The sequence below is a fragment of the Pseudochrobactrum saccharolyticum genome, assembly GCF_008801715.1.
Lineage (GTDB): Bacteria > Pseudomonadota > Alphaproteobacteria > Rhizobiales > Rhizobiaceae > Pseudochrobactrum > Pseudochrobactrum saccharolyticum.
This window is the reverse complement of the sequence record NZ_VZPG01000005.1, coordinates 184,593-204,880: the sequence shown is the minus strand read 5'-3', so window position 1 is coordinate 204,880 and position 20,288 is coordinate 184,593. Positions and strand designations below refer to the sequence as shown.

Below are 20,288 nucleotides of genomic sequence, written 5' to 3'. Positions count from 1 at the left end.
TCAAAATTTATTTTTTGCATTATTAGCCGAAGCCGATGAATTTTCCAGACCGCAATAAGCGAAAATACGGGTATGGAAAAGCAGCAGGGCTTAAATTTATCCCGTTTTATACAATTCTCTCAAAGAGAATGCAGGCTTTATGGATGAATGCGCAGAGCTACACGAAACTGTGACGGGTTTTATGCGCTAAAAGAATCATTATTACCGGCGCTTTGCGGCGCAAATTTTGTTAAGTCATATCAAACTTTGCCGTATTTGCTTGTAACATCGCGCCCAGCCTTTATATGCTACTGGGCAGATGTTTCATCAGGCATAGCTTGAAATTTGCAGTTTCGGGTCTCTATGCAGTGCTTTGGTTCCGACGGGTAAGTTGGGCGGGCAGGACAGGATAAATAAATGAGCCAGCAACACGAAAATTCTACCGTGGATCAGGGTGCAGATGAGAGCCGTGTCGGTGCCCATGGTGGTATGGAGAATTCTTTCGGCTTTCAGAAAGTCGATGAAGAGTCCAAGCAGGGGCTGGTGAATGAAGTTTTTCACAGTGTAGCCAAACGCTATGATGTGATGAATGATCTGATGTCCGCCGGTCTGCACCGTGCATGGAAAGATGCAATGGTTGCCTGGCTGGCACCGCCGAAAATCCCGTCGCATATCCAGAACTGGCGCTCGCTCGATGTGGCCGGTGGTACCGGTGATATTGCGTTCCGTATTGTTGAAGCATCAGACCGTCAGGCGCATACAACTGTGCTTGATATTAATGGTTCCATGCTGGCTGTCGGGCAGGAGCGGGCTGCCAAAAAAGGCCTGCTGAATAATGTGGATTTTGTCGAGGCGAATGCCGAAAAACTGCCTTTCGACGATAATTCCTTTGATGCCTATACGATTGCTTTCGGTATCCGCAATGTGCCGCATATTGACTGGGCGCTGGAGGAGGCTTTCCGCGTGCTGAAACCGGGCGGCCGTTTCCTCTGCCTTGAATTTTCCGAAGTGGAAATGCCGCTGCTGGATAAGATTTATGACCAATGGTCGTTCCATGCCATTCCGGCCATTGGCAAAATGGTGACCGGTGATGCGGAATCCTACAAATATCTGGTTGAATCCATCCGCAAATTCCCGAAACAGCAGGATTTTGCCAATATGATCACAGCGGCCGGCTTCTCCCGCGTGACATGGCGTAATTTCACCGGCGGTATTGCCAGCCTGCATTCTGGCTGGAAAATCTGATTATTATTTCCCGCGCATTTTAATTCCGGAAATTACTACAGGATTTCCGGAATGCGCTCTGTAAAGTGAGTGAGTTATGGGCCGCATTGCTGCTAGTTTCCGACTGATCCATGCCGGTTGGGTGATGACCCGTGAAGGTGTAATCAGCGCATTGCCGGCAGAAGGCCTGAGCGGTTTACCTGCTTTTGCTCACCGTGTTGCAGGGGCTCTGGCACGTAAACGCTCGCGCGATACAGCGCGGTCAGAACGCATGTCGCGGGCGATGAACCGGTTGGGACCTTCTTATGTAAAGCTTGGTCAGTTTCTGGCAACGCGTCCGGATTTCGTTGGCAAGGAAGTTGCGGATGATCTGCAACTTTTGCAGGACCGGATGGATTTCTTCCCCGAAGAGGCTGCAAAGCGCACGGTTGAGGGTTCCCTCGGTCGTACAATTGATGATCTCTATACGGAATTTGATGCGCCGATTGCTGCCGCATCCATGGCGCAGGTACATCCGGCATTTGTTGGCGGTACACGCAAAGTTGCCGTTAAAGTCATCCGTCCGGGTGTGCGTCAGCGTTTCGCGCAGGATCTTGAAGGCTTCTTCATGGTTGCGCGTTTGCAGGAGCGCTTTGTGCCGGTGACGCGCCGTCTGCGTCCGGTCATGGTGGCTGAAACGCTTGCACAAACCACCCGTATCGAGATGGATTTGCGGCTGGAAGCGGCGGCATTGTCCGAAATTGCCGAAAATATCAAGGGTGACGAAGGTTTTCGTGTGCCTGCCGTGGATTGGGAGCGCACCGGCCGCGATGTGCTGACCATGGAGTGGATCGACGGCATTAAAATGTCGGATGTCGATGGCCTGCGTGCTGCCGGTTTTGATCTGCAGAAACTGGCGCGTACATTGATCCAGTCCTTCCTGCGTCATACGCTGCGCGATGGTTTCTTTCATGCGGATATGCATCCGGGCAATCTGTTTGTGGATGCCAAAGGCACAATTGTTGCAGTGGATTTTGGCATTACCGGCCGTCTCAATAAGCAGCAGCGCCGTTTTCTGGCAGAAATTCTCTATGGGTTTATCACGCGCGATTATTGCCGTGTGGCCGAGGTGCATTTTGAAGCGGGCTATGTGCCGCATCATCATGATGTGGCGAGCTTTGCGCAGGCAATCCGCGCAATCGGCGAGCCTATTCATGGTCAGCCTGCAGAAACCATTTCCATGGCGAAGCTGTTGACTTTGCTGTTTGAGGTGACTGAGCTTTTCGACATGGAAACCCGTGCCGAGCTGATTATGCTGCAAAAAACGATGGTTGTGGTTGAAGGTGTGTCGCGTACACTCGATCCGAATTTCAATATGTGGAAATCGGCTGAGCCGGTTGTCGGTGGCTGGATCCGTAAAAATCTGGGGCCGGTCGGCATCGCGGCTGATGTGAAAGAAAGCGGCATGGCATTGCTGCATTTCATGCGTCAGACACCGGAACTGACCAAGCGGTTGGAGCGGCTTTCCGGTGAACTGGACAATATGGCTGCCAATGGTCTGCGTTTTGATGATGCGACCGCTGCAGCTATCGGTAAAGCAGAAGCACGGCATACGCGCTCAGGCAGGATTGCCCAGATTGTGATAGCGGTTTGCGTGGTGATCCTGACGGTAAAATTGCTCTTTTGATTGCATTGATTGCATAAATGATTGCAAATCTGAATTTAAAAGCGGTATTCTGAAAGGAGTATCGCTTTTTTGTTGGAGGTAAGCATTTCCAGCAAAAGTGTGAAGCGGTTTTGCGTCCGGAAATGCGTAAACAAATAGATAGAGCATTTCCTATCATTTAAGATAACTTAGGAATGCTCTATCATGGCCAGCATCACAATCCGTAATCTTGATGAAGATGTAAAAGAAGCACTGCGCCGTCAGGCGGCAGCCAATGGCCGCTCAATGGAAGAGGAGGTGCGGGTTCTGTTGTCGGGCGAAACACAAGTGCCTGCTCCTTTGGTTCCGGCATCTGATCCTGTAGCGCAGAGCCTTAAAGATAAACGGATTTTGCTGATTATCGGCGGCGGGATTGCTGCCTATAAAGTGCTTGATCTGATCCGCCGTTTGAAAGAGCGTGGTGCGCAGGTGCGGCCGGTGATGACAGAGGCCGCGCAGGCTTTTATTACGCCGCTGTCTGTCGGTGCTTTGGCTGCCGACCATGTTTATACGGATTTGTTTTCCCGTGAGGATGAGCAGGATGTCGGCCATATCAGGCTGGCGCGTGATGCCGATCTGATTGTGGTGGCTCCTGCGACGGCTGATCGTATGGCGCAGATGGTGGCAGGGCTGGGCGGTGATCTGGCAGCGGCTATTCTGCTGGCGCGCAAAGTGCCGGTATTGATCGCGCCTGCAATGAATCCGGCGATGTGGAATAATCCGGCAACACAACGCAATGTGAAAGTGTTGCATCAGGATGGTGTGCATTTTATCGGCCCTGAGCGTGGTGAAATGGCTGAAAAGGGTGAGGCCGGTACGGGGCGTATGAGTGAACCTTTGCAGATCGTGGCGAAGATCGAGCAATTGTTGCTGCCTCCTCAATATCTGCCATTAAAGGGCAAAAAGATTATCATCACATCGGGGCCGACCCATGAGCCGATTGATCCGGTGCGCTATATTGCCAATCGCTCGTCGGGCAAGCAGGGGCATGCGATTGCTGCGGCTCTGGCGCGGCTTGGTGCGGATGTGCGGTTGGTAGCGGGACCGGTGACCATTCCTGATCCGCAGGGCGTTACAACCATCCATGTGGAGACAGCGCGGCAAATGCGCGATGCTGTTGAGGCGCAATTGCCTGCTGATGCAGCGGTGATGGTTGCGGCTGTTGCAGACTGGCGCACAGCCAATGCGGCGGATCAGAAGATCAAGAAGCAGGCAGGTGAAGCGGCGCCGTCTTTGCAGATGGTGGAAAATCCCGACATTTTGGCGACGATCGGTCATCACGAACTGCGCCCGCGTCTCGTTATCGGTTTCGCTGCCGAGACGCAAAATGTGGTCGAAAATGCCCGCAAGAAGCTCGATAAAAAAGGTGCAAACTGGATTGCTGCCAACAATGTGAGCTTTGCCGAGGATGGTTCCAGCGTGATGGGCGGCGATCATAATCAGGTGTTGCTGGTCAGCCGTGATGGCGTGGACGAATGGCCATTGCTGGATAAGGATGAAGTGGCATTGCGGCTGGCTGAAAAAATTGCTGCTGCTTTAAGCTGAATAATTATTTTAACTTGATTGCCTAAAAATAAGGCTTGCACATATGCGCTGCTTTATTTTTAGGCAAGTCTGCTTTTAACGGGTGTCTGCTCTTTGTGCTCAACGAATATCAATACTACTTGTCGTTAAGAAATCCATTTTTTAAGCGGAAATATTTTTAACATAAAATCAGCAGCTTATTATTTTAACCCTGCTCCCGATTAATGATTTTTCACAGTTTGGCATGAAAATTGCCTTGTCTCTGTTGAGCCACAGAAGCCTGCCTGTTGCGGGGCTTCCGGCAGATACGGGAGATTTTGATGCTTATTTTCAGAGAGCCCAGATTATCAGCACGCAATGCATTCAAAGCTGCATTCGGTGCTTTGGCTGTATTGATAGTTTTTCCATATGCGCAGGCATTTGCGCAGGATGCGACAGCTGTGGCTAACACCGGTGATACCGCGTGGATGCTGACCTCCACAGTGCTGGTTTTGTTGATGACCATACCGGGTGTGGCGCTGTTTTATGGCGGCATGGTGCGCGGTAAGAATGTGCTGGCAACCACTATGCAAAGTTTTGCAATTGCCTGTGTGGCTTCCGTATTGTGGATGGTAGCCGGTTACTCGCTGGCTTTCAGTGACGGCGGCAGCGCCAATGCTTTTATCGGCGGTTTGTCGAAAGCGTTTTTTGCGGGAGTCACACCGGCATCCCTGACCGGCACAATTCCTGAATATGTGTTTATCACCTTTCAGATGACATTTGCGATCATCACGCCCGCACTGATTGTCGGTGCATTTGCCGAGCGGATGAAATTCTCAGCGCTGCTGATCTTCACCATTTTGTGGCTGTTCATTGTCTATGTGCCGGTGGCGCATTGGGTGTGGGGCGGCGGTTTTCTTGGTGGTGACGGCGTACTGGATTTTGCGGGTGGCACGGTCGTGCATATCAATTCGGGTATTGCCGGTCTGGTTGTGGCGCTGATGCTGGGCAAGCGTGACGGCTACGGACAGGTGAATATGGCACCGCATAATCTGGTCTATTCGCTGATTGGTGCATCGCTGCTCTGGGTTGGCTGGTTTGGTTTCAATGCCGGTTCTGCCGGTGGTGCGAATGGTATTGCTGCAGTAGCCATGGTGAATACGCAGGTTGCCGCTGCTGCGGCTGCGCTGAGCTGGATGGTTGTGGAATGGCTGGCGACAAAGCGGCCGAGTGTGCTGGGTATTATTTCCGGCGCGGTGGCTGGTCTTGTGGGGATTACACCGGCTGCAGGCTTTGTTAATCCGGCAGGGGCGCTGATGATCGGCGTGGCGTCCGGTGCAGGCTGTTATTTCGCGGCAGTCAAGCTCAAGCACTGGCTTGGCTATGACGACAGTCTGGATGCTTTTGGTGTGCATGGTGTCGGCGGTATTATCGGCGCGCTTCTCACCGGCCTGTTTGCAGATGCGGCGATCAATCCGCTCTCGGAAGGCGCGACGGTTCTCAAGCAGCTTTATGGTGTGGTGGTGACCATGCTTTATACGGCGCTGATGACTGCCCTGATTGTTTTTGTCATCAGAATATTCATGGGGCTGCGTGTGTCCAAGGCCACGGAAATCGAGGGTCTCGATATCAATCTGCACGGCGAGACTGTGCATTCATAAAAAACAAGTTCAGCCGCAGAGGGGCTGCCGCGTAACCGGCTCTGTCAGATCATCCGCAGAAGATGACAGCAGAAACCGGTTACGCGGATTTATTATGTTTATTTTTTAATGTCGCGAACCTGATAATCTTTGATCGCGGCAAATTTGATGGCTTTCCAGCGTTCTGCTTCATAATTCAGCGAGAATGCATTTGGCGTCAGATAGACCGGATTATTATCCAGATCATGAGCAATATCAGCGCGATGGGTAGCGATGAAACGGTTCAGCTCAGCCGGATCATCGGAAGAAATCCAGCGGCACAGGCTGAAGCGCGACATTTCAAAACCGACCGGTAGCGAATATTCGATTTTGAGACGCTCGGTCAGAACGTCGATCTGCAGCGCGCCGACCACGCCGACAATCGCCGGAGAGCCGTCATCCGGCAGGAACAGCTGTACCACGCCTTCTTCAGCCATCTGCTGGAGAGCTTCGCGCAGTTTCTTGGCCTTCATTGCATCATCAAGACGCACGCGACGCAGAATCTCCGGCGCGAAGTTTGGTACGCCACGGAACAGCAGGTCTTCACCCTCGGTCAGCGTGTCACCAATGCGCAGAGTTCCGTGGTTCGGAATGCCAACCACGTCACCGGCAAAAGCTTCATCGGCGATCTGACGTGACCGGGCAAAGAAGAACTGGGGAGCGGAAAGGCTCATCGGCTTGCCGGTACGCACCAGCTTGGCTTTCATGCCACGGGACAATTTGCCGGAGCAGACGCGCAGGAAGGCGATGCGGTCGCGGTGGTTCGGATCCATATTCGCCTGAATTTTGAAGACAAAGCCGGTCATTTTTTCTTCATCGGCTTCAACGCGGCGGGTATCGGCGTCCTGAGCGCGCGGGCTCGGGCCGTAATCGCAGAAAGCTTCGATCAGATCACGCACACCGAATTTCTTCAGCGCTGAGCCGAAATAGACCGGTGTCAGATGACCTTCACGGAACGACTGCAGATCAAACTCACGGCAGACGCCGCGCGCCATTTCCACGCTTTCAATGAAGTTTTCGCGTTCATTTTCCGGTAGCAGACCGGCAGCCAGCGCATCGTCAGGGCCGCTGACCGGTGTCGGCTGCTCTTCGGTATCCTGACGGCGGATGGTGTTGTTGTGCAGATCATAGGTTCCGGCAAAGCTTTTGCCGGAACCGATCGGCCAGGTGATCGGAGCGGTATCCAGCGCCAGTTTTTCTTCGATCTCGTCGAGAATCTCAAACGGGTCGCGGGCTTCACGGTCCATCTTGTTGATGAAAGTGACAATCGGAATGTCACGCATACGGCAGACTTCAAACAGTTTCAGCGTACGCGGTTCGATACCTTTTGCGGCATCGATCACCATAACGGCACTGTCAACGGCTGTGAGTGTGCGATAGGTGTCATCCGCAAAGTCTTCGTGCCCCGGTGTATCGAGCAGGTTGAAGATGCAGTCTTTATATTCAAAGGTCATCACCGAGGTGACAACGGAAATACCGCGGTCGCGCTCAATATTCATCCAGTCGGAACGGGTCTGGATACGGTCTTTCTTTGCCTTAACTTCACCGGCAAGCTGAATAGCACCGCCGAATAGCAGCAGTTTTTCAGTCAGCGTGGTTTTACCGGCGTCCGGATGCGCAATGATCGCGAATGTGCGACGATGCGAGGCGGGGGTCGTTTGTTCAGGCATAAAGAGCTCGGATAATATAAAATTGGACAGGTGTGCCTTCTAGCAGCATCGCGGCAGTTCGTCGACCTGAAATGCAAAAGGGCATTTTCTGCCGTTGAAAGCAGAAAACGCCCTTTTCATAAAGCGGTTTTATCAGCCGCGCATGGTTTTGAGGCCAAAGCCCAGTGCGATCATCGCCCAGCCCTGGAAGACCAGATCAATGGCAAGGAACATGCCGAGAATCCACAGGCTGTTGACCGGCCAGCCGATTGCAATAACGATACCGGCGAGGGCAGTGATGAGACCACCGGCGAGCATCCAGCCCCAGCCTTTAACGCTGCGGCTCTGGAATGCGACCCACATACGGAATACACCCGAGCCCAGCAGTGCTGCGGCGATGAAGATTGTGAAAATGCTGGATGCGAGCAGCGGGTTGAGGAAGGTCAGAACACCGGCTGCCGCATAAAGCGCACCGCTGATCATCCAGAAGAAGAAGCTCTTCCATGTCTGAACACTGAATGCATGGATGATTTCAACAATACCAGCAATCAGAATAGTGATACCTACGTAATAGACCGATGCCACGGTCGCAAAAACGAGATTACCGAAAGCAATACCACCGAGCATCAGCATGACAATGCCCAGAACGATAAACCAGCCCCATTTATGAGTGAGGGAGCTGATGGCTTGTGCCGGAGTTTTAATATCTGATGATAAAGACATGAGTGTCATCCTGTTGATGAAGTAACGCAACTCTTATTAAAAGATGATCATATTAAATTTATTGCAAAATTCAAATGATTATAATGTGATCCTGCTTCACTATATTAAAATCAGGATCTTTAGTGCGGCTGAAAAACGGGTTGGAAAATGCAGGTTTTACTCTGTGTTTTTAAAATGGACATGCTGTAATTGTCTCCATTTTTCAGGTGGGTTTCAATTTTTAATTGGCATTAAGTTGGAGATTTCAACCTTATTGATACGGGGTATACCTGTCTGTGCTCCAGACAGGCAGACTATGATCGCTTTGACTCCCACAGGCTGCAACAGCTCTGCATGTTCCGCATGCTTGACAGCTTAAACAACAAAAAATTTTAAGTTTAAGTTGTGTTTGTTTTAATTTTAATAACTGGATTTATTAGATGAAAAAAACATTTTGCAAAGTGCTCTCAAGCAGTATTGCCATTGCTACAGCTATTGTCCCGTTCAGCTTATTTCCTGCGTTCAATGCAGAGGCCTGTACCCGCCTCCTTTGGAACAATAAAGTTGGTGTCGTAGTAGGGCGTACGACGGATTGGCCGGCTACAACTGAGCCGGTTATTAATGTTTTCCCACGGGGTATATCTCGTAATGGGGGGCAACTCGATCATAAAACTGTTGTTGCGAAAAATCCGCTGAAATGGACATCCAAATATGGAAGCATGGTCACCACGATGTTTGGCGTTGGAACGGTTGATGGTTTCAATGAACGTGGTCTGGGAGCGCATCTTCTCTATTTAACCTCGACTGATTTTGGTACGCGGGACACAAGTAAGCCCGGACTACAGGCGGCGCTTTGGGCTCAATACGCGCTTGACAGTGCAGCAACGGTTTCAGAGGCGCTTATGCTGCTTGATAAAATTCAGCCCGTGATGGTTGAGGTGAACGGGGGCACTAAAGCGACCGTTCATCTGGCATTGGAGGATGCTGCCGGTGACTCTGCTATTGTTGAATATATAAATGGTAAGGCTGTTGTTTATCACAATCCTGATTATCGGGTGGTGACGAATGATCCTTCTTACGATAAACAGCTTGCATTGTTAAAAAAGCTTGATTTTTCTAATGCGAGCAGAGAAACGCCACTTCCCGGAAATGTAAGCCCGACAGATCGGTTCCAGCGTGCCTCCTATTATCTCCGTACTATACCGGAGCCTAAAACCGATCATGAAGCGGTTTCCACCATGTTGTCCGTTGCGCGAAATGTTTCAGTACCGTTTGGTGCACCGTATAAGGATTCCGGACAGTATAATACGGAGTATCGTACGGTCTCTAACCTGGCAAAAAAACGCTACTATTTTGAAATGACAACCAGTCTGAACGTTGTTTGGGCGGATTTAAACAAGTTCAATCTGGCGAAAGGAGCCCCTGTCATGTTCCTCAAGCCCGATAATTTTAATCTGTCAGGAGATGTAACGGCGAAGTTCCAAAAGGTTAAACAGGCATCATTTTGATGACCGGTTTATTATATAATTCGCTGCTGAGCTGATTGCTTGTTATTAGGCTCGGAGTTGTTTCAATAATTTGCAATGTTGCCTCCCTTTGGTTTGAAAAGATCAAAGGGAGGTGTTTTGATGAGAGATATTTTTTGTTGTTATAGCTGCAAATGCGGCAGATGGATGTGTTGCGAATATATTCTCAAAGACGGCTATGAGAGTATACGGCTTTTAAGAGTTGTGTATTATAAATCAGGCGCGAAATTTTTTTGCCAAAGCTCGGTGATTGCTGATAATTTGCCTGCATGTTTGACGCGTTGATTTCATATTGGCCGGTTTACTGGCCGCATATTGTGCTTGGTTTTTCGCTGATTATCGGTGCGATTGCTGCCATTCATGCGACGATGACCAAAGAGGAAGTCCGCTCCGCTCTTGGGTGGGTCGGCGTTATCATGCTGTCGCCGATTATCGGTGCCGTGGTCTATGCCATTGCCGGTGTGAACCGTATCAGACGAACCTCGCTGAGTATGCAGCGTGCGGGTATGACCGATATCGAGCTTTATCACTTGTCGCATTATGATGCCTCGCCGGATGAGGTGCGCGATGCCAGCGGCAATAATTTTATTGCGATGAAACGGCTGGGCGATGTTGTCAGCAGATGTAATCTGACATCGGGCAATAATATTGAGGTTTTGCAGAGCGGTGATATCGCCTATGCAGCCATGCTGGAAGCAATAGGCAGAGCAAAACGCAGCATTCTGCTGGAAACCTATATTTTTGATAATGATGAAATCGGTAAGCAATTTGCCGAGGCGTTTGGCAAGGCCGTTATCCGCGGTGTGGAAGTCCGCGTGCTGGTGGATGCTGTCGGCGCCCGTTATTCCACGCCGAGTATCGTTGGTTTGCTGCGTTCCAAGACCGTGCAGGCAGAGGTGTTTAACGGCAAGCTGATTATGGGGCTGCGTCTGCCTTATGCCAATCTGCGTACGCATCGTAAAATTCTGATTATTGACGGAGAAATTGCTTTTACCGGCGGTATGAATATCCGTGCGGGCTTCACAACGGAATTTGCACAAAGTCATGCGGCGCAGGACACGCATTTTCGCCTGACAGGGCCGGTTGTGACAGATTTGTTCAATACGGCGTCCGAGGACTGGCGCTTTACCACCGATGAGCATTTAAGCGGTGCCGCATGGTCTGTGACGCCGCCGGCTTTTTCACCCGGTGAAGGGCTGCTGGTGCGTGCTGTGCCTTCGGGGCCGGATAAGAGTCTTGAAACCAATCATAAAATCATGATGGGCGCTTTTTCGGTCGCTGAAAAACATATCCGTATCATGACGCCTTATCTGCTGCCGGATCGTGAATTGGTCAGTGCGCTGGTAACGGCTGCGCGGCGTGGCGTTACGGTTGATATTGTTGTGCCAGCGCAGAATAATCTGGTGCTGGTGGATATGGCGATGACGGCGCAGTTCGATCAGTTGCTGAAAGACGGTTGCCGGATCTGGCGAGCCAAAGGCGCGTTCAATCACTCGAAGCTGATGAGCGTCGATGATGTCTGGGCTTATGTCGGCTCGAGCAATCTTGACCCGCGTTCTCTGCGTCTGAACTTTGAGATTGATCTTGAAGTCTATGATGCCGGAACGGCAAAATCCATTTCCAGACGCATCGATCAGCATGTCGCGCTGGGGACAGGTGTCAAGCTGGCCGATCTGAAGGCGCGGCCATTCTCCCGCCGTTTGCTGGAGCGTATTGTCTGGCTGGGCTCGCCTTATCTTTAAGCAGAAAAGCGCGCTTGCATCGGATTGGGTAAGTCCAGTGCTCTGAGGTCGAGATGGGCTTTGATGGGCAGGTGATCCGATGCGATACGGGCAAGCGGCGTGTTATGTACTTCGACCGAGGTAACAAGCTTTTGCGGGCTGCTGAGGATACGATCCAGCGCCAATACCGGAAATCTTGATGGAAAGCTCGGAACAGCACCCGCTGTGAGGTTGAACACCGGTTGCAAAGTTGCCAGCGAGGAGCCTTTGCCGACACGCCATTCATTGAGATCGCCGATCAGGATAGTCGGACGCTCATTATCCTCACGGATCATCGAGAGCAGGGTTTCTGCCTGACGGGAACGGGAATGTTTCAGCAGGCCGAAATGCGCGGCAATAATCCGCAGTGGGCCTTCTTCCAGATCAATATCAGCAACCACGGCACCGCGCGGCTCCACACCCGGTAATTTCAGCTGGTGGATGTCTCTGATAAGCCCCTGCCGGAACAGCAGCAGATTGCCGTGCCAGCCATGGCCGTTGGGCGACATAGTCTGGATCGGCACTGGCACTAAGCCACTGTCTCTCTCCAGATGCTGCAGATTGAGTAAGCCGTGGCGTTCACCAAAACGCTTATCCGCTTCCTGAATAGCGATGATATCGGCATTCAGTTCGGAGATGACCTGAGCCGTGCGTTCGGGGTCGAATTTTTTGTCAATGCCGATACATTTATGGACATTGTAAGAGGCGACGATTGTATCGCCGCTCGGATTATTATCTGCCAGCGGCCGGTAGCCGCGCCGGTTGCGTATTGCTCTCAGAACCGTCTGGGGTAATTTCCTGTCATGCAATTTCTTACGCAAGCGCAGTTTCCTCATTGCAGATCACTAGAGCATCTCCGGAGGGTGTTTGGTGCCGGAATAGTGCAGTCAGAGATCGTGTATATAGGGTGCTGAATGACCCCGAGCAATATCATGCGTGATTTTTGCCAAACCCGCAGATGATATTTTCGTATATTTATAGCCCAAGAATACGGTTTAAACAGGTCTAAAGCATCGACTTGTCAAAACGGACGGCACAATTTCGGCCACGGGCTTTGGCTGTATAAAGTGCTTTATCCGCATGGCGGGACATTTGCTCGCTGGTGCGGCCGTCCTCGGGTACCAGCAATGTGCCGATACTGACGGCTGAATGAATATCATGCCCGTTGATTTTGAACGGGATGCGGAATGCATCAACCAGACAGTCGGCAATCGTTTTCAGTGTATCATCGCTTTGTGTTTCCGGCAGAATGATACAAAATTCATCGCCGCCGATACGGACGGGAATATCATCAGACCCCAGAACGGAACGGATTCTTTCTGCCGCCTGCCGCAACAATCTGTCACCGGCTGGATGTCCGTGCGTGTCATTGATGGTTTTGAAATTATCCATATCCAGCAGCAGGATGCCGGCAGAGCGTTTTTCATCAAAATGCTGACGGAGAAACGGCGAGACATATTCCTTCAATGCGCGGCGATTGTAGAGCTGCGTCAGTGGATCAGTCAGAGAATTTTTCCATAAATTGGTTTTGTCATTTTGCAAAACAACATTCTTGCGTTGCAGCCGGAGCAGAGCGCTGGCGAGAAGGGCAAAGCGGCGCATCTCCTCACAATCATCATCGCTCAGGGTGCGTGGCTTTGTATCAATGATGCACAAGGCACCCAATGTCAGCCCTGTATCAATCTCCAGCGGAAACCCTGCATAAAAGCGGAAGGACGGATCGCCGGTAACATAGTTTTTGCTGTTGAAAGCGGGATCGCTCGTCATATCCTGCACAATAAACTGACGGCCGGATTTAACGACATAGGTACATGCAGATTGCTCGCGCGGACAATCTTCCGCCTTGATACCTGCCGTTGAGGCGATGCGTTGCCAGTCTTCATCAATAATCGTCACGGCGCAGGATGCTGCGTGGAAAATATTTTTGACAAGCGTTGTGAGAATGTTCAGCTCATCTGTAATTGTGAACTGAGAAGGAAGCAGGCTGCGAACAGATACAAGACGTTCAGCTTCATTCGCAGGGATTTCAAATGGCCGGGTAGCATTCTGACTGATCAAGATAAGTTCCAGATTTCTGTTTTATAAGAAAGGTGGCATGCGAAGACGGGTCGTATAAACGGCAGTGCTGCTGGTCGTGTTTGGTGTTTTTTCGTTTCGTCAGCAGATGTTACAATAATATTAGTGCGCTCTTACAAAAAAGGAAACGGGATAATCTGATAAAAAATATCCGAATTATTCCTGAACCATTAATCCGTCGAAAACATCAATCAAGGCATCGGAAATGGCTGAGCCGAGATCGGCTGCAGTTCTGGCCAGTTCTTCTTCATTCATATCACGTGCTGCTATTGCCAGTGCGGCGCCTTGCTGTGTAACGATTTCCTGCGCGCGCTGAATAGCCCAGAGAGCAAATTCGCTGCGATTGTCAATTGCGACAGTTTCCATAATGTTTCCTGCTGAGGAGAGGGGGATATTGTGCGGATGAAATGCAGATACAAAAAAACCCGCTTGCGCGGGTGTTTTTGTTAAAGACCTTGGTAGCAGTCTTTATATGGTGCCCAGAAGAGGACTCGAACCTCCACGCCCTTGCGAGCGCCAGCACCTGAAGCTGGTGCGTCTACCAATTCCGCCATCTGGGCGTTGAGTGACCGTTTAAAGGGCAGAGTGATTCATGTCAACGGCATTTCATCGAAAATTGCAGAAAATTTGTATTTTTTTGAAGTTTTTTTGTTTTTTCGTCTCAGGATGGAAAATAAAATCATTTCAACACCTTAGACGTGTGTTGTTTTCCACATTATGCATAGAAAAAAGCCGGACACATGGATGTATCCGGCTTTGAATCACTCTGAGCGAATGGCTCTGATTATGCGCTCAGCACTTTCTTGGAAGCGATCGTGCTGTCTGCATTCAGTTCATAAATGATCGGTACGCCGGTATTCAGCTCCTGCGCAATGATTTCATCGCTGGTCAGGCCTTCCAGAGCCATAATCAGAGCGCGCAGGGAATTGCCGTGAGCGGCAACCAGCACTTTTTCACCGCGCAATACATGCGGCTGAATTGTGTGCAGATAATAAGGCCAGACGCGTGCGCCGGTATCGCGCAGGCTTTCACCGCCCGGAGGCGGCACATCATAGGAACGGCGCCAGACATGAACCTGTTCTTCACCCCATTTGGCGCGGGCATCATCCTTGTTGAGGCCAGAAAGATCGCCATAGTCGCGCTCATTCAGCGCAACATTGCGGATGGTCTGCAGATCAGACTGACCAAGCTGGTCAAGAATATGCTGACAGGTGATCTGTGCACGGGACAGATCGGATGTGTAAGCAATATCAAATTTCAGACCGGCATCTTTCAGGCGCTGGCCTGCGGCTTTGGCTTCTGCATGACCCTGTTCGGTCAGGGATGGATCGCGCCAGCCGGTAAACAGGTTTTTCAGATTCCATTCGCTTTGGCCGTGGCGGACAAGAACAAGGGTGCGGGACATAAGTTTATCTCCGGTTAGATAGACAAATAAAAACTGGGTCAGAGGCCGAGAACGTCACGCATTGAATAAAGACCCGGTTTTTTGCCGTGTCCCCATAATGCCGCTGCTACCGCGCCTTGTGCGAAAACGGAGCGGTCCTGTGCCTGATGGGAGAGAGTAATGCGCTCTGAAAGACCGGCAAAAATCACAGAATGATCCCCGACAACAGAACCGCCGCGCAAAGAAGCGAAACCGATTGTGCCGTCTTCACGTGCGCCGGTATGGCCGTCGCGCACACGGACACTGTGATCTTTCAGTGTAATGCCGCGGCCATCTGCTGCCGCTTCTCCAAGGAGCAGGGCAGTGCCGGAAGGGGCATCGACTTTATGCTTGTGATGCATTTCGAAGATTTCAATATCGAAAGCGGAAGGGCTGAGCGCACGTGCTGCCTGTTCCACCAAAGCAGACAGGAGATTGACGCCGAGGCTCATATTGCCGGACTTGATAATTGTCGCATGACGGGCGGCGGCGCGGATCTTTTCTTCATCATCTTCCGAGCAGCCTGTGGTGCCGATCACATGGACAATGCGTGCCTGCGCGGCAAGTGCTGCATAGGTCAGCGTCGAAGCGGGTGTGGTGAAATCCAGCACACCTTGCGCCTCGGCAAAAACCGGCAGCGGATCGGCAGAGATGAGGACACCGTTTTTACCGCAACCTGCTATTTCACCGGCATCCTGTCCGATCAGCGGGGAGCCTTCACGCACAATCGCGCCTGAAAGAACAGTCTCCGGATTTTCCGCAATGGCACGAATGAGTGCTTTTCCCATACGTCCGCCTGCGCCGGTGACAACGAGGCGCATCGGGGATGAAGAAGTCTGCATGGCTGAAACAGTTGAGGTCATGACTTATCCGATCAGGGTTTCATTCTCAGGTGCGGATTGCAGCTGGTAGAAGCGGGCGTAAATCCCGTTCTCGATGGAGATGAGATCGGCATGACGGCCTTCTTCAACAATATTACCCGCTTCCATGACGATGATTTTATCCGCACTGACCACAGTCGAAAGACGATGGGCAATCACAATTGTGGTGCGGTCCTTCATGATGGTTTCCAGAGCCTGCTGCACCCGTTTTTCAGAATCATTGTCGAGGGCGGATGTGGCTTCATCGAGCAGCAGGATCGGTGCATTGCGCACGATTGCACGGGCAATGGAAAGGCGCTGGCGCTGACCGCCGGAAAGTGTCACACCGTTTTCACCGACAGGACTGTCATAGCCCTGCGGTTGACGGATAATGAATTCATGGGCATTGGCGAGTTTCGCCGCCTCAATGATTTCTTCTTCTGTCGTATCGGGGCGGCCATAGCGGATATTATCAGCAATGGTGCCTTCAAACAGGTATGGCTGTTGCGAAACATAGGCGATGGAATGGCGCAGTGAATTGACAGTCACACCGGCAATATCCTGATCGTCAATGAGAATACGCCCGTCATTGACATCATAGAAACGCTGGATCAGCGCAATCAATGTGGACTTACCCGCTCCGGACGCACCGACAATCGCCGTTGTCTCTCCGGCTTTTGCGATAAAGCTGACGCCTTTGAGAACTTGCTGATGCTCAGGTGTGCCCTGCGCATGATAGGCAAATTGGACATCTTCAAAACGGACAGTTCCGTTCTGTACCTTCAGTTCAACAGCATCGGGGCGATCGCTTTGTGCCGGTTGCAGATCAAGAATTTCATAGATCATACGGGCATTGACGAGCGCACGTTCCAGACTGACCTGCAGACGCGCAAGGCGGCGCGCAGGGTCATAGGCCAGCATCATCGAAGTGATGAAGGCGAACATTGTGCCGGGTGGCTGCTGCTCAGCGATGGCGCGGTAACCGGCATAAGCAATGACGGACGCGATAGCGATACCGGCGAGAATTTCGGAAATCGGAGTTACACGCTCGGAAACGCTGGCAATTTTGTTGGAACGGGTTTCAGCCAGTTCGATCAGCCCGTTGATTTTGCCGCGCAGCTGATCTTCCATCGTGAAGGCTTTCACAATGGCGATGCCCTGCGTGGTTTCCTGCATGGCACCGAGCAGATGGGAGTTCAGATGCACAACCTCACGCGTCACTGTGCGGATACGGCGTGACACATAGGTCACGGTCAGAATCAGCGGCGGTGCAATCAGCAGCGAATAAAGCGATAAATACGGTTCCTGATAGACCATGATACAGATCAGGCCGACCAGCATCACGGCATCACGCGCCAGCGATGTGATTGTCATATTCATCAGATCGCGCATACCGCCGATATTCTGATTGATCTGCGCTGCCAGATGACCGGAGCGGTGATCATTATAGAAATTCAGCCCCAGCTTCATCAGATGGGCGAAGACACGTTTCTGATAGATCGCGGCCAGATTGTTACCGATCTTGGCCAGTTGTACCGCCTGAATATAGCTGCCCAACCCGCGCAAAACAAAAGCGAGCAGGATAGAACCGGCAATATAGGCGATCAGATCGGCGCGCTGCTTGTAGAAAATGTCATTAATGACATCGCGCATAATATAGCCGACAAAAACGGTAGCGCCGGAAATCATCAGGGAACCGGCAATGGCTTTGGCATAGGATAATTTGTGATCGGAAAAATTTTCAGAAAGCACACGACGGATCATCTGTGTGGTCTCTGCGGGATCAATCTTTTTTTTCTTTTTAAATAAAGTCACGGTCAGGGAAAATCCTGCTGCTGGTTATCTGTAAGCATCGGCAGGGTTTGTTGCGCCTGTCGTCATTCCTTTTCTATAAAGCTGTATAAAGCATTTGACCATGCTCTTTGCGCGAAAGCATGGTCAATAAGGTTTATGACTTATTATTTGGCGGCTGTGATAATGCGGCCACTAAAGAATCCAGAGCGAACACGGTAATCTAATCTGAATACAAACCGCTCTGGAAATCAGCGCCAGCGGCGGCCGTCTGTGTGAATGTCAAAACGGGCAGGGGTACGTGCATAGGCAGAAAGCCCTGCAATAGCTGCCAGCGGATGGGTGATGACATAGACAGGGATGGATTTGAGGATCAGCTGATGCGGTGCTTTATCTTCAAAAGCAGCGCGGAAACTGCCGGTACGCAAGGCGGAAATAATGCGCTGCGGAATGCCCCCTGACAGATAAACGCCGCCATGTGCCATGAAAATCAGGGCAAGATCACCGGCGAGACGGCCGAGATAGATCACGAAAAGCTCTAAAGTTTCAACAGCCTGTGCATTGCTTTTGTCCAGCGCCGCATCGGTAATTTCAGCCGGTGTAACGAGGGACGGTTTTACACCATCGGCCTGACAGATTGCCTTGTAAATATGCTGCAAACCACGTCCGCAAAGCAGCTGCTCTGCAGAAACACGGCCGTCAATCTTTTCAATAAACGGAAAAATCTGCAGATCGCGCTCAGAGCGCGGGCCAAAATCCACATGGCCGCCTTCACCCGGAACCGGAACCCATGTCTGGCGCGAGCGGATCAGACCTGCAACACCAAGCCCTGTGCCGGGCCCCAGAACCACACGTTTGCCGTTCGGATGAGCGGCTGCACCGCCGATATTTTCCAGATGGTGATCGTCGAGGGAGACAACGGCCAGTGCCTGTGCTTCAAAATCATTGAGGACGGTGATGTCCTGCAGGTTGAAGCGTTCCATCATCTGGCGCGGCTTCACAACCCACTGGCAATTGGTGAGCGGAATTTCATCGCCTTCGACTGGACCGGCAATGGCAATCACTGCCGAGCGCGGCTGGATGGATGTGTGATCCAGAACAACAGTCTGGATTGCATCTTCCAGCGTTGCGAAATCTTTGGTCAGCAGAACCGGAAATTCTTTTGGCTCCGCGTAGGAATCAACCAGAATAGCAAAGCGGGCATTGGTGCCGCCGATATCACCGATAAGGACAGGAAAAACAAAGTTCGGATCGATATTAGGCATTGTTAATACTGCTTCTCACTCTGAATGTTTGTTTTATTGTTGCAGAGAAAGAGCCAAGCGATGATTGCTGTCTGCTCTGCCTCTAAATCGTTTTAATTCTATATCGGATGCGCTGGTTGAAGAAAAGCGCAATAGTGTGACAGATTTTGCGATTACGGTTTCTGCGCGGGCAATGGCACAGAGGCCGGTGCTTGTTCCGGTGCAAAGGCGCTGGCATTGCCGCCTTTCTTCAGGCCAAAAGTCACGTCTTGCACGGAAGCCGGAGCCGGTGCATTCAGTAGGGATGCGCAGGCCTGCGGCAGTTGCGAGACCATCATGATTTTGGGCGGCTTTGGTTTCTCACCGGGTTTGGCAGGTTTTGCCGGTTTCCACGGCTCGTCAGTAAACCACCAGTCGAGGGATTTGCCGCAACCGTCATCTTTGCCCGTCGGTTCCTGCGGTTTGCAGTCCGGTGATCCGGCCTGACAGCGCAGACGCACATGGAAATGATAATGGTGCCCCCAGTAAGGGCGCACTTTAGCCAGCCAGCTGCGGTCACCGGTTACGGTTTCACAGAGTTGTTTTTTAATGCCGGGATGCACAAAAAGCCGCTCTACTTCCGGATAGCCGGCCGCATGTTTGAGCAGTGCCGTGCGTGACGGCGTCCATTTGTTCTGATCCACATAGAGAGAATTTGCTTTGAGCATGGAAACCGCGCTCACATCCTCACGCTCCTGATTGGTGAAACGGCGGTTTGGCATCGGCGTCAGCCAGATATCAGCATCCAGCCCGACCTGATGGGAGGCATGGCCGGTGAGCATAGGGCCGCCGCGTGGCTGGGAAATGTCCCCGACCAGCAAGCCGTTCCAGCCGGTTTTAGCACTATCGCGGGAGAGTTTCTCCAGAAGTGCAATCAGGTTCGGGTGTCCCCAGTTGCGGTTACGGGACAGGCGCATAACCTGCCAGTTTGGCCCGTCAACCGGCAATGCAACCGCACCGCTGATGCAGCCTTTGGAATAGAAGCCGTAGGATTCCGGTGCAGTGACTGACGGTAGTTTGACCGAGCCAAAAGCCTGTTTGGCCGGTGCATCAGCCTGTGCGGAGAATAATGCACTGCCTGAAATGGCAACAGCCAGTCCAACTCTTAAAAACAATGCGGATAATATACGGGGGCGAAACGTCATCAGA

Annotated in this window: 16 protein-coding genes and 1 tRNA gene; 6 read left to right on the top strand and 11 right to left on the bottom strand. The window is 51.5% G+C overall.

Features of this window, described 5'->3' with window-relative positions:
• Positions 1-396 precede the first annotated feature (396 nt).
• From ubiE to F7P81_RS14960, 4 genes are all read left to right on the top strand, one after another.
• Positions 397-1,224 carry a bifunctional demethylmenaquinone methyltransferase/2-methoxy-6-polyprenyl-1,4-benzoquinol methylase UbiE gene (ubiE, locus tag F7P81_RS14975; RefSeq protein ID WP_022712442.1) on the top strand — a complete coding sequence of 276 codons (828 nt, stop codon included), beginning with the start codon at positions 397-399 and terminating at the stop codon, positions 1,222-1,224.
• Between the two features lie 76 nt (positions 1,225-1,300).
• Positions 1,301-2,869: a 2-polyprenylphenol 6-hydroxylase gene (gene ubiB / locus F7P81_RS14970; protein ID WP_151160132.1), complete on the top strand. Its 1,569-nt coding sequence runs from the start codon at positions 1,301-1,303 to the stop codon at positions 2,867-2,869.
• A 183-nt stretch (positions 2,870-3,052) separates the two neighbouring features.
• Positions 3,053-4,432, top strand: coding sequence for a bifunctional phosphopantothenoylcysteine decarboxylase/phosphopantothenate--cysteine ligase CoaBC (gene coaBC, locus F7P81_RS14965; RefSeq protein WP_151160131.1), 1,380 nt, complete (start codon positions 3,053-3,055; stop codon positions 4,430-4,432).
• Between the two features lie 446 nt (positions 4,433-4,878).
• On the top strand, positions 4,879-6,051 hold the full coding sequence (locus F7P81_RS14960) for an ammonium transporter (RefSeq protein WP_245257360.1): 1,173 nt from the start codon (positions 4,879-4,881) through the stop codon (positions 6,049-6,051).
• A gap of 98 nt (positions 6,052-6,149) precedes the next feature.
• Here F7P81_RS14960 and F7P81_RS14955 read toward each other — a convergent pair whose 3' ends face one another.
• Entirely contained in the window at positions 6,150-7,739 is a 1,590-nt protein-coding gene (locus F7P81_RS14955) for a peptide chain release factor 3 (protein WP_151160129.1), read from the bottom strand.
• Between the two features lie 132 nt (positions 7,740-7,871).
• Complete coding sequence (locus F7P81_RS14950; protein WP_022712447.1) at positions 7,872-8,441, bottom strand: HdeD family acid-resistance protein; 570 nt, start codon at positions 8,439-8,441, stop codon at positions 7,872-7,874.
• 419 nt (positions 8,442-8,860) lie between these two features.
• Here F7P81_RS14950 and F7P81_RS14945 point away from each other — a divergent pair, with 419 nt between their 5' ends.
• Positions 8,861-9,928, top strand: coding sequence for a linear amide C-N hydrolase (locus F7P81_RS14945; protein ID WP_151160128.1), 1,068 nt, complete (start codon positions 8,861-8,863; stop codon positions 9,926-9,928).
• Between the two features lie 287 nt (positions 9,929-10,215).
• Positions 10,216-11,688, top strand: coding sequence for a cardiolipin synthase (cls, locus tag F7P81_RS14940; protein WP_151160127.1), 1,473 nt, complete (start codon positions 10,216-10,218; stop codon positions 11,686-11,688).
• On the opposite strand, the gene F7P81_RS14935 is transcribed toward cls, so the two are convergent.
• The 9 genes from F7P81_RS14935 to mepA form a co-directional block, all read right to left on the bottom strand.
• On the bottom strand, positions 11,685-12,527 hold the full coding sequence (locus tag F7P81_RS14935; RefSeq protein WP_175576120.1) for an endonuclease/exonuclease/phosphatase family protein: 843 nt from the start codon (positions 12,525-12,527) through the stop codon (positions 11,685-11,687). The two genes, cls and F7P81_RS14935, sit on opposite strands and share 4 nt — an antisense overlap.
• A 184-nt stretch (positions 12,528-12,711) precedes the next feature.
• A complete protein-coding gene (locus F7P81_RS14930) occupies positions 12,712-13,764 on the bottom strand; it encodes a sensor domain-containing diguanylate cyclase (protein ID WP_151160126.1) in 1,053 nt (350 codons plus the stop codon).
• Positions 13,765-13,938: 174 nt separating this feature from the next.
• Complete coding sequence (locus F7P81_RS14925; RefSeq protein WP_151160125.1) at positions 13,939-14,148, bottom strand: hypothetical protein; 210 nt, start codon at positions 14,146-14,148, stop codon at positions 13,939-13,941.
• A 107-nt stretch (positions 14,149-14,255) separates the two neighbouring features.
• Positions 14,256-14,342: transfer RNA gene (locus F7P81_RS14920), tRNA-Leu, on the bottom strand.
• 224 nt (positions 14,343-14,566) lie between these two features.
• Positions 14,567-15,187 (bottom strand): 2,3-bisphosphoglycerate-dependent phosphoglycerate mutase, encoded by a 621-nt coding sequence (locus F7P81_RS14915; protein WP_022712454.1) that lies wholly within the window; start codon positions 15,185-15,187, stop codon positions 14,567-14,569.
• A gap of 38 nt (positions 15,188-15,225) precedes the next feature.
• Positions 15,226-16,047: a 4-hydroxy-tetrahydrodipicolinate reductase gene (dapB, locus tag F7P81_RS14910; protein ID WP_374828118.1), complete on the bottom strand. Its 822-nt coding sequence runs from the start codon at positions 16,045-16,047 to the stop codon at positions 15,226-15,228.
• Between the two features lie 24 nt (positions 16,048-16,071).
• Positions 16,072-17,880: an ABC transporter ATP-binding protein gene (locus tag F7P81_RS14905; protein ID WP_151160124.1), complete on the bottom strand. Its 1,809-nt coding sequence runs from the start codon at positions 17,878-17,880 to the stop codon at positions 16,072-16,074.
• Positions 17,881-18,107: 227 nt separating this feature from the next.
• Positions 18,108-19,121, bottom strand: a complete 1,014-nt coding sequence (locus tag F7P81_RS14900; RefSeq protein WP_022712457.1) for a glucokinase — start codon at positions 19,119-19,121, stop codon at positions 18,108-18,110.
• A 152-nt stretch (positions 19,122-19,273) separates the two neighbouring features.
• A complete protein-coding gene (gene mepA, locus F7P81_RS14895) occupies positions 19,274-20,284 on the bottom strand; it encodes a penicillin-insensitive murein endopeptidase (RefSeq protein WP_151160123.1) in 1,011 nt (336 codons plus the stop codon).
• Positions 20,285-20,288 lie beyond the last annotated feature (4 nt).